General features: G+C 60.3%; 11 protein-coding genes. 3 read left to right on the forward strand and 8 right to left on the reverse strand.

The window, feature by feature from the left end; genetic code table 11:
• Positions 1-40 precede the first annotated feature (40 nt).
• Genes lnt through QVF59_RS09075 form a run of 8 tightly spaced genes read right to left on the reverse strand, consistent with a single transcriptional unit; the run spans position 41 to position 6,234 of the window.
• Entirely contained in the window at positions 41-1,561 is a 1,521-nt protein-coding gene (lnt, locus tag QVF59_RS09040) for an apolipoprotein N-acyltransferase (protein ID WP_287879075.1), read from the reverse strand.
• 1 nt (position 1,562) lies between these two features.
• A complete protein-coding gene (locus QVF59_RS09045; RefSeq protein WP_159879893.1) occupies positions 1,563-2,417 on the reverse strand; it encodes a CorC family transporter in 855 nt (284 codons plus the stop codon).
• A gap of 4 nt (positions 2,418-2,421) precedes the next feature.
• Complete coding sequence (gene ybeY, locus QVF59_RS09050; RefSeq protein WP_287879077.1) at positions 2,422-2,928, reverse strand: rRNA maturation RNase YbeY; 507 nt, start codon at positions 2,926-2,928, stop codon at positions 2,422-2,424.
• Positions 2,906-3,868, reverse strand: coding sequence for a PhoH family protein (locus QVF59_RS09055; protein ID WP_287879079.1), 963 nt, complete (start codon positions 3,866-3,868; stop codon positions 2,906-2,908). The genes ybeY and QVF59_RS09055 overlap by 23 nt, the downstream gene beginning before the upstream one ends.
• A 15-nt stretch (positions 3,869-3,883) precedes the next feature.
• The gene (locus QVF59_RS09060; RefSeq protein ID WP_287879080.1) at positions 3,884-4,225 is read right to left on the reverse strand and encodes a hypothetical protein; all 342 of its coding nucleotides are present in this window, start codon (positions 4,223-4,225) and stop codon (positions 3,884-3,886) included.
• Positions 4,222-4,518 (reverse strand): YciI family protein, encoded by a 297-nt coding sequence (locus QVF59_RS09065; protein WP_287879082.1) that lies wholly within the window; start codon positions 4,516-4,518, stop codon positions 4,222-4,224. Before QVF59_RS09065 ends, QVF59_RS09060 begins: the two co-directional genes overlap by 4 nt.
• A gap of 21 nt (positions 4,519-4,539) precedes the next feature.
• Positions 4,540-5,874 carry a tRNA (N6-isopentenyl adenosine(37)-C2)-methylthiotransferase MiaB gene (miaB, locus tag QVF59_RS09070; RefSeq protein ID WP_287879083.1) on the reverse strand — a complete coding sequence of 445 codons (1,335 nt, stop codon included), beginning with the start codon at positions 5,872-5,874 and terminating at the stop codon, positions 4,540-4,542.
• 39 nt (positions 5,875-5,913) lie between these two features.
• Positions 5,914-6,234, reverse strand: coding sequence for a hypothetical protein (locus QVF59_RS09075; RefSeq protein ID WP_159879872.1), 321 nt, complete (start codon positions 6,232-6,234; stop codon positions 5,914-5,916).
• A 487-nt stretch (positions 6,235-6,721) separates the two neighbouring features.
• On the opposite strand from QVF59_RS09075, the gene rbsK reads away from it, so the two are divergent.
• Genes rbsK through QVF59_RS09090 form a run of 3 tightly spaced genes read left to right on the forward strand, consistent with a single transcriptional unit; the run spans position 6,722 to position 9,505 of the window.
• Entirely contained in the window at positions 6,722-7,609 is an 888-nt protein-coding gene (rbsK, locus tag QVF59_RS09080; RefSeq protein ID WP_287879086.1) for a ribokinase, read from the forward strand.
• Entirely contained in the window at positions 7,606-8,004 is a 399-nt protein-coding gene (gene rbsD, locus QVF59_RS09085; RefSeq protein WP_287879087.1) for a D-ribose pyranase, read from the forward strand. Before rbsK ends, rbsD begins: the two co-directional genes overlap by 4 nt.
• Before the next feature lie 10 nt (positions 8,005-8,014).
• Positions 8,015-9,505, forward strand: coding sequence for a sugar ABC transporter ATP-binding protein (locus QVF59_RS09090; RefSeq protein WP_287879090.1), 1,491 nt, complete (start codon positions 8,015-8,017; stop codon positions 9,503-9,505).
• Positions 9,506-9,508: the final 3 nt, after the last annotated feature.

The following is a 9,508-nucleotide window of genomic DNA, read 5'->3' on the forward strand; positions in this document are numbered from 1 at the left end:
AAGCAAAAGCCCTCCACACGGAGGGCTTTTTTGTTGTCTGCTACGCTGCCTGATTTGGTGTAGGCGGTGGACGCTGCTGGCGCCGTTGCCAGGCTCCCAGGGCCATTGCCAGTGTCAGTAGGCTGATGCAGCCGATGATTACCGGTTGGTTGCCATACTGCATATACGGTGTTCGGCCCTGATAATCCTGCACCATGCCTTCCAGTACTTGCTGGGTGAATGGTGCGGCCACGCTGGCGATGTCGCCGTTGGGGCGCACGATGGCAGTCATGCCGGTATTGGTGGCACGCAACATGAAACGGCCTGTTTCCAGAGCACGGGCCTGGGACAGCTGCAGATGCTGGCTCATGGCCACACTCTTGCCGAACCAGGCCAGATTGCTGACATTGGCCAGAATCCCGGCCTGGGCCGCAGGGCCGATCAGCTCCTCGCCAAAGCTGTCCTCATAGCAGATATTGAATGCCACCTTGTGACCGGCAAGCGTCAATGGATGCTGGTTTTCACCGCCACGGGAAAAGCCGGACAATGGCATGTTCATGTACTGATAAATCCAGCCGATCAGGCCCGGAAGCGGAATGAATTCACCAAATGGCACCAGATGGTCCTTGGCATAGGAGGGCAGTGCCGGGTCGGTAAGAACGACTACGGCATTCAGATAGCCGCGGCCATCTGCGGTGCGGCGTGGAATGCCGGTTGCTAGCGCCATGTTCTTGCGCTGGGCATCCCCGGCCATCATGGTGAGGTAGCCGGATGGCAAATCGTCCAGGAATACCGGCAGGGCGGTTTCCGGCAGGATCATCAGATCGGCACGGGTACTGGCAACCTGCTGGTAATAGGTTGTCAGGGTAGATTCAAAGGTTGCCGGATCCCATTTCATCGCCTGGGGAATATCTCCCTGTGCCAGTGCTACGCGATATGCTTTGCCGGCGGGTTCGGTCCAGCTGACGGTTTGTAGCCAGTAGCCGCCACTCCACAAGACAAGCAATCCGATAAGGGTGGCCATGCGTTGCAGGCGTTGACCGTTGGCCAGTAATACCAATGCCCCGGCGCTGAGTGCTACCAGCCAGCTGACCAGATGTACCCCGCCAATGGGAATGAAACCGGCCAGCGGGCTTTCCGTTACCTGTGAATAGCCGACTGCACCCCAGGGGAAACCGGTCATTACCCAGCTGCGCAGCCATTCACCCAGCTCCCACAGCGCCGGAAAGGCCAGCAGCCAGCGGACCCAGAGGCGGCTGTCGATACGGCTGGTCAGCCAGCAGGCCAGACCGGGCCAGATGGCCAGGTAGGCCGGCAGCAGCAGGACCAAGGGTGCAGCCAGCATGGCGGGCAGGCCGGCGATGTCGTGCAGGCTGTTGTAGATCCAGTTGAAGTTGCTGGCATAGGCTGCCACCCCCCAGACGTAGCCGATACGGAAGGCAAGCCGGGGATTGCGCTGCACCAGTTGTGCCAATGCCGCCAGTGACAGTGGCAGCAGGCCGTACAGGCGGTAAGGGGCAAAACCGTACAGGGTCAGTGCGCCGGCAAAGGCGGCGGCGATCAGCACAAGCAGGGTACGCATGTCAGTCAGTGCTGCTTTCGGCGGTGTTGCTGTGCAGGCGCTCCACCAGCAGGGTTTGCAGGCGACGGCTATCGGCGCGCAATACGGTGAAGCGCAGCGAGCCGGATTCAACGGTTTCACCACGCTTGGGCAGATGGCCGATTAGCGAAAGTACCAGTCCGCCTACGGTATCCACGTCATCGTCTTCATAGCTGGTGGCAAAGTATTCGTTGAAGTCGGCCACTTCGGTAAGAGCATTGACGCGGTAGCGCTGGTCGCGTACCGGCACGATATTGTTGTCATCCTCTTCGAAGTCGTATTCGTCTTCGATGTCGCCGACAATCTGCTCGATCACATCCTCGATGGTGACCAGGCCGGACACGCCGCCATATTCGTCCACCACGATGGCCATGTGATTGCGGTTGGAGCGGAATTCGCGCAGCAACACGTCCAGCGGTTTGGATTCCGGCACGAACACGCTGGCACGCAGGGTGGCGCGCAGGTCAAAACTCTTGGGCGCATGGAAGTAATGCAGCAAGTCCTTGGCCAGCAGAATGCCCAGCACGTCGTCCTTGTTGTCGCCAATCACCGGAAAGCGCGAGTGGCCGGTGCGCAGCACGTCCGGCAGCAGGCGCTCGATCGGGTCGTCGATGCGGATCACATCCATCTGGCTGCGCGGAATCATCACGTCGCGGGCGGTCAGGTCGCTGACTTCCAGCACGCCTTCAATCATGGATAGCGCTTCGGCATCCAGCAGATTACGTTCAAAGGCGGAGTGCAGCAGGGTGATCAGCTCCTCGCGGTCTTCCGGTTCGCGCAGGAGCATGGCGGACAAGCGTTCCAACAGGCTGGGCTTGTGTTTACTGGGGTCTTCCATGGGGTTAGCGTTTTTCCTCTAGATAGGGATCGGGATATCCTAACTTCGCCATAATGACGGTTTCAAGCGTTTCCATGATTTCGGCCTCTTCGTCATCTTCGTGGTCGAAGCCTTGCAGGTGCAGCATGCCGTGTACCAGCAAGTGGGCATAGTGGGCCATCAGGTCTTTGCCTTGCTCGGCGGCTTCCTTTTCCACCACCTCGGTGCACAGCACCAGGTCGCCAAACAAAGGCAGATCGGCAATGTTTTCGCCTTCGTTCAGTGCGAAAGACAGCACATTGGTGGCGTAGTCCTTGCCGCGGTAGCTGTGGTTAAGGCTGCGGCCTTCTTCGCTACCTACCAGCAGGATGCTGACCTGGGCCTGCTTCACATCGGCCTGCAAGGCGGCCTGGCAGCAACGGCGAATCAGTTTGGCTTCAGGCAGCAGCTGCGCCTGGCTGCGGTCTTCCAGTGTCAGCTGCAGACGGGCGGCAAGGCGCGGCAGCGGGTTATTTCGCTTGGCTTGTTTCATCGTTCTTCAATTGATAGTGGTCGTAGGCATCAACAATTTTCTGCACCAGCGGGTGGCGCACCACGTCTTCGCTCTGGAAATGGTGGAAGTGAATGCCACGTACATGGCCCAGAATCTTTTCCACTTCCACCAGTCCGCTTTTCTGATGGCGTTGCAGGTCGATCTGCGTTACGTCGCCGGTAATCACCGCACGTGAGCCAAAGCCGATGCGGGTGAGGAACATCTTCATTTGTTCCGGCGTGGTGTTTTGCGCTTCGTCCAGAATGATGAAGGCGTTGTTCAGTGTACGGCCACGCATATAGGCCAGCGGTGCAATTTCAATCAGGTTTTTTTCGAACAGGCGGGTGACGCGGTCAAAACCCATCAGGTCGTACAGGGCGTCGTAGAGCGGACGCAGGTAGGGGTCGACCTTTTGTGCCAGATCGCCGGGCAAGAAGCCCAGCTTTTCACCGGCCTCCACCGCCGGGCGCACCAGCACGATGCGCTTGATGGCATCGCGCTCCATGGCATCCACCGCACAGGCTACGGCCAGATAAGTTTTACCGGTACCCGCCGGGCCGATGCCGAAGGTGATGTCGTGCTGGCTGATGGCCTTGATATAGCCACTCTGGCGCGGGGTGCGGCCACGCAGGTCGCCACGACGGGTCAGCAGCACCGGGGCGTCGGCATCTGCTTGCTGATTGTGCTGGCGGGCCTCCACCAGTTCCAGCTGTACATCGTCGATAGAGATGTCCTGCTTTTCCGCCAGCAGGTAGAGGCGGGTCAGGCTGTAGACCGCCAGATCGGCCTGTTCGCCGCTGCACTTGAAGTGCTCGCCACGGCGCTGGATCAGTACATCCAGACCGGTTTCGATCTGCTTGAGGTTTTCATCCAGCGGGCCGCACAGGCGGGCCAGCCGTTCGTTATCGACCGGATTGAAACTGAGAGGAGTGGTATTCATTGTCAGGGCAAGATGTCAGTGGCTGAACAGCAGGGCAAACCAGAAGCTGGCTTCCAGTACAAGCAAGACGCAGGCCAGCAGTGTCAGCAGCATGAACAGCCCGTTGCGCAAGCCGGCAGAGGGCAGTTTGTCCAGCAGCCACAGCAGGCCGGCATAAATCAGGGCGGTGGGAATCAGCGCCGCCGGGCCGGTCAGCAGCAAGAGTGAGCGGCTACCCCAGTTGCCATTACTGCCGGGCTGGCCGACCAGCAGGCTGAGCAGCAACAGCACAGGCAGGGCGATCAGGCTGAACAGTGCCACCTTGCGGGCATGGCGGCCAAGCGGACGGGGGGCTGGCGTAACGGCGCTATCGCTCATGCTGTCGGGCTGTCCTGCAGCGCTTCCAGGCCGGCCGCTGTCATGCTGGGATGAAATTCGGTGATGTCGTAACGAGCCAGTCCCGCCAGTGCAAACGGGTCCTGCGCCAGCCGTTGCTGCAGCATGTGGCGTTCGCCGGTGGCCAGGATGATGCCGCCGGTGCGTGGCTCCTTGCGGCCTGAAGCCAGAAACAGCCCGTCGGCATAGCATTGCTTCAGCCACAGCACATGGTGTTCCAGCTGGGCGTCTATCTCTTCCAGCGGGGCGATATAACTGAGTGAAACGATGAACATGACGGATCTGTCCTTGGTGGCTTACAGGGTTTCGTGCAGCAGGATTTCCCCTGCCAGCGAATGCGGACGCGCTTCGGTAATGACTACATCCACCATCTGCTTGAGCAGGCGCGGGTGGCCGACAAAATTCACCACCCGGTTGTTGGCGGTACGGGCCGCCAGCATGTTCGGGTCTTTCTTGGAGATGTTTTCCACCAGTACGCGCTGCACGCTGCCAACCATGCTTTGGTTGATGGCAAAGCCGCGCGCCTCGATGACTTCGTTCAGCGCTTCCAGCCGGCGCACTTTTTCCGTATGCGGGGTGTCGTCGGTGAGGTTGGCTGCTGGTGTGCCGGGGCGTGCGCTGTAGATGAACACATAGCTGAAGTCGAATGCCAGATCCTGCACCAGCTTCAGCGTTTGCGCGAAGTCCGCGTCGGTTTCGCCGGGGAAGCCGACGATGAAGTCGGACGACAGGCACAGGTCCGGTCGCAGCGCGCGCAGCTTGCGGATGATGGACTTGTATTCCAGCGCGGTATAACCGCGCTTCATCGCCGTGAGAATACGATCAGCACCGCTTTGCACCGGCAGGTGCAGGTGCGATACCAGCTTGGGCAGCTTGCCGTAGCAATCGATGATGCGCTGGGTGAACTCGCGCGGGTGGCTGGTGGTGAAGCGCAGGCGCTCCACGCCGGGGATTTCGTGCACGTATTCCAGCAGCAGGGCAAAGTCGGCAATTTCGCCATCGGCCATCAAGCCACGGTAGGCGTTGACGTTTTGCCCCAGCAGGGTGATTTCCTTCACCCCTTGCTGGGTGAGCCCGGCAATTTCGGTCAGCACGTCTTCAAACGGGCGGGAAACTTCCTCGCCACGGGTATAGGGCACCACGCAGAAGGAGCAGTACTTGGAGCAGCCTTCCATGATGGACACGAAGGCGGCAGCCCCATCCACCTTGGCTGGCGGAATGTGGTCGAATTTTTCGATTTCCGGGAAGGAAATATCCACCTGTGCCGCGCCGCTGTGCTGGCGGGCGCGGATCATCTCCGGCAGGCGGTGCAGGGTTTGCGGGCCAAACACCACATCCACATAGGGCGCGCGCTTGACGATGGTGTCGCCTTCCTGACTGGCCACACAGCCGCCAACGCCGATGATCAGGTCGGGGCGGGCTTCTTTTAGCGGGCGAATGCGGCCCAGGTCGGAAAACACTTTTTCCTGCGCCTTTTCGCGCACGCTACAGGTGTTGAACAGGATGACGTCGGCTTCTTCCGGATTGTCTGTCTTGATCATGCCTTCGGCATCGCCCAGAACGTCGACCATCTTGTCGGAGTCGTATTCGTTCATCTGGCAGCCGAAGGTCTTGATGTATACCTTCTTCATTGCAACAGGGATTCCAGCGGGTTCATCGGGTGGGAGGCCTTACTGCTGGCGCTGCTGCAGCAGCGCAATTTCATCGTCACTCAGCACCCAGATACGGTTGATGTTGCCTTGCAGGTCCAGCGTGATGCCTACCGGTTTGCCCACCAGCGTGGATAGCTGGCCGGTTAGCAGGAACAGATTGTTGGCATCGTAGATGCGCAGCCCCGGCGCGGTGGTATAGCTTTGCCCGGTGGGAAGCACCGTGGCAAGCAGCGAAGAAAGCAGGGAGCTTTCGCTTTTCACGAAGGTGACGACATTGTTATCTACGCTGGACAGCGTACCGGCCATGATATTGGCAGGCAGCAGTCTGTTCACGGCCATGGCTGGCAGCGAAAGCAGACAGAGCAGGAGGGCGGTAATGAGTGTTTTCATAATCAAATGAATGTGTTGGCTGGAGTTTAGCACAGCCGACGCGCCGACGCAGGGGACTTGTCATCCCGTTTGCGGTCGCGGCGATTGTGTTGCGCTGCGCCAGCCAAATCAGCTGAAACATTGCCTGGCCTGGCTGAGCGAATTTGTGCGTTGCAACTACAAGCTGGGCTGTCGTGGCACCGGGCTGGTGCCTTGCTGGTGGCAATTACCGGGAAATCAGCCTCATCCTGCACCAGGGTGTGGTTTTTTTTTGCTGCCATGTAGTTGAAAACTTACAATTTTTGCGTTTTGCGCTTCCACCTGACTGTAGGCTCTGCTATAAGTTCACCGCATTGCTGAGTACGTTTTAGCGTTTGATCAACAGCAGTCTGCCGTGGCACGGATCTCCTGCCGGGAACGGTGCCAGTGCGGCAGGCTGCCTGAAGAAAGACAGGACATGAGCCGAGTTTTGCTGATCGGTAGCATCAATATGGATCTGGTGGTGGAGGCTGACAGCTTCCCGCGTCAGGGTGAAACCCTGTTTGGTCGCCGCTTTGCCACCTATCCGGGCGGCAAGGGTGCCAATCAGGCGGTGGCTGCTGCCCGGTTGGGCGCAGAGGTCAGCCTGATTGCCTGTGTCGGCAAGGATGCCTTTGGTGCTGAGCTGCTGGCCGGCTTGCAGGCCGAAGGCGTGGATACCCGCTGGGTGCAGCAGGTGGAAGAGGCTACCGGCATGGCCAGCATCACGCTGGCCGGCGGTGACAATGCCATCATGGTGGTACCGGGTGCCAACAATGCCGTGTCACCAGCCCAGCTGGATGCAGCCGAAGCCGCCTTTGCCGAGGTGGATGTGGTGCTGGCACAGCTGGAAGTACCACTGGCTACCGTTGAGCATGCCGCCATGCTGGCTGCCCGTCACGGCAAGCCTTTCATTCTGAATCCGGCCCCGGCCCAGGCCTTGCCAGCAGGCTTGCTGCAGCAGGTTTCCCTGTTGACACCGAATGAATACGAGCTGGCCGTGGCGCTGGATAGCCAGCAGCCATGGCAACAACTGCTGGCCAGCCGTCCGGCAGGCATCGTGATGACCCAGGGTAGCCAGGGTGCCAGCTATGTAGATGCCCAAGGCCAGTTGCAGCAGGTGGCCGGCTTTCCGGTTGAGACCGTAGATAGCACCGGTGCCGGTGATACCTTCAATGGTGCGCTGGCTACGTTCTGGCCGCTGGGCCTGGCCGAGGCCGTGCGCTGCGCCAATGCCGCCGCCGCACTGTCGGTAACCAGGCAGGGCGCACAAAGCGGCATGCCCACGCTGGCAGCCCTGCAACAATTTCTGGAACAACAAGCATGAAAAAACTGGGACATCTGAACCGCGACATCGCCCGCGTATTGGCCGGCATGGGCCATACCGACAGTCTGGTGATTGCCGACTGCGGCCTGCCGATTCCGCCCGGAATTGAGTGCATCGACCTGGCGCTGGCGCTGGGCGAACCCGGCTTTGCCCGCGTGCTGGAAACCGTGCTGGCTGATTTCCAATGTGAGCGCGCGGTATTTGCCGATGAGTGTCGCAGTCATAATCCAGCCGTGGTTGAACTGGCGGCAGGGCTGGCACAGCAAGGCGTGGCGCTGGATTTTGTCAGCCATGAACAATTCAAGCAGCGCTGCCAAGAGGCCAAGGTGATCATCCGTACCGGCGAGTGCACACCGTACGCCAATGTGATCCTGCATTCCGGCGTGATTTTCTGAGGACCTGACCATGAATGTTGTCATGCAGGGCATCAGCAAGGCATTCGGCCCGGTGCGGGTGCTGGAAGAAGTCGACTTTGCCATTGCCGGTGGGGAAATCCATGCGCTGATGGGGGAAAACGGTGCCGGCAAGTCCACGCTGATGAAAATCCTCAGCGGGGTATATCGCAGCGATGCCGGCAGCATCGTGATAGACGGCAAGGCGGTGGACATCCGCTCCACCCGTCAGGCCGAAGCTTGCGGCATTGCCATCATCCATCAGGAGTTGAACCTGATTCCGCAACTGTCGGTGATGGAAAACCTGTTTCTCGGCCGCGAGCCGTCGCGCTTTGGCGTGATCGACAGCGCCCGCATGCGGCGCGAGGCCAAGGCCCAGCTGGCGGCGCTGGGTGCCAGTGGCATAGACCCGGAAGCCGAGGCTGGCAGCCTGTCCATCGGTCAGCAGCAGATGGTGGAAATTGCCAAGGCACTGGCCATGGATGCGCGCCTGCTGATCATGGACGAACCCACCGCCGCGCTGACCGAACGCGAGATCGACACCCTGTTCGGCCTGATGCAGGCGCTGAAAGCGCGTGGCGTCGCCATCGTTTATGTCTCGCACCGCATGGAAGAAATCTTCCGCATCTGCGACAAGATCAGCGTGCTGCGCGATGGCCGCTTTGTCGGTGAGCGGGTGATTGCCAGCACTGATTTCGATGAAGTGGTACACATGATGGTGGGCCGCGAAATCGGCGACCGCTTCCCCAAGCGCACGGTGCAGCCGGGGGCTGTACGCCTGCAGGTGGACGGACTGGCTGACGAGCATCATGTACGCGACATCAGCTTTGCCGTACGGGCTGGTGAAGTGCTGGGCGTGGCCGGGCTGATGGGCGCCGGGCGCAGTGAAATCCTCAAGACCCTGTTTGGCCTGAACCGCCGCACGGCGGGCACTGTGTTGCTGGATGGCGAGGCGGTCAGCCTGCACAGCCCGGGCGCGGCCATTGCTGCTGGCCTCGCCTTTGTAACGGAAGACCGCAAGAGCCAGGGCCTGGTGCTGGGCATGTCGTTGCGGGAAAACGCCACTCTGGTGCATCTGCCGCAGTACGCCCGGCTGGGTGTGGTGTCGGATGCGGCCGAGCAACAGGCGGTGGCCGGTTTGATCGAGCAATTGCGCATTCGCACCCGCGACGCCGAGCTGGAAGTGAAATCGCTGTCCGGTGGCAATCAGCAAAAAGTGGTGTTTGCCAAATGGCTGGCCCAGCCGCCCAAGGTATTGCTGCTGGACGAACCCACCCGCGGGGTGGACGTGGGTGGCAAGGCCGAGATTTATCACATCATCAACCAACTGGCCGCCGCGGGTGTGGCCATCGTGATGGTGTCGTCGGAATTGCCGGAAGTCATGGCCATGAGCAACCGCATCCTGGTGATACACGAGGGCCGCCAGACGGGCCTGTTCGAGGCCGCCGAGTCCACCCAGGAATGCATCATGGCTGCGGCCACCGGTACGGCGCATGCCGCCTGAACA

The organism is Aquitalea sp. (assembly GCF_030150775.1).
In the GTDB taxonomy this organism is placed as follows: Bacteria; Pseudomonadota; Gammaproteobacteria; order Burkholderiales; family Chromobacteriaceae; genus Aquitalea; species Aquitalea denitrificans.

Excerpts from the sequence above, each read along its gene's own strand:
- lnt (WP_287879075.1), bottom strand. The coding sequence starts at position 1,561 with ATGCGTACCCTGCTTGTGCTGATCGCCGCCGCCTTTGCCGGCGCACTG.
- QVF59_RS09045 (WP_159879893.1), bottom strand. The coding sequence starts at position 2,417 with ATGGAAGACCCCAGTAAACACAAGCCCAGCCTGTTGGAACGCTTGTCC.
- ybeY (WP_287879077.1), bottom strand. The coding sequence starts at position 2,928 with ATGAAACAAGCCAAGCGAAATAACCCGCTGCCGCGCCTTGCCGCCCGT.
- QVF59_RS09055 (WP_287879079.1), bottom strand. The coding sequence starts at position 3,868 with ATGAATACCACTCCTCTCAGTTTCAATCCGGTCGATAACGAACGGCTG.
- QVF59_RS09060 (WP_287879080.1), bottom strand. The coding sequence starts at position 4,225 with ATGAGCGATAGCGCCGTTACGCCAGCCCCCCGTCCGCTTGGCCGCCAT.
- QVF59_RS09065 (WP_287879082.1), bottom strand. The coding sequence starts at position 4,518 with ATGTTCATCGTTTCACTCAGTTATATCGCCCCGCTGGAAGAGATAGAC.
- miaB (WP_287879083.1), bottom strand. The coding sequence starts at position 5,874 with ATGAAGAAGGTATACATCAAGACCTTCGGCTGCCAGATGAACGAATAC.
- QVF59_RS09075 (WP_159879872.1), bottom strand. The coding sequence starts at position 6,234 with ATGGCCGTGAACAGACTGCTGCCTGCCAATATCATGGCCGGTACGCTG.
- rbsK (WP_287879086.1), top strand. The coding sequence starts at position 6,722 with ATGAGCCGAGTTTTGCTGATCGGTAGCATCAATATGGATCTGGTGGTG.
- rbsD (WP_287879087.1), top strand. The coding sequence starts at position 7,606 with ATGAAAAAACTGGGACATCTGAACCGCGACATCGCCCGCGTATTGGCC.
- QVF59_RS09090 (WP_287879090.1), top strand. The coding sequence starts at position 8,015 with ATGAATGTTGTCATGCAGGGCATCAGCAAGGCATTCGGCCCGGTGCGG.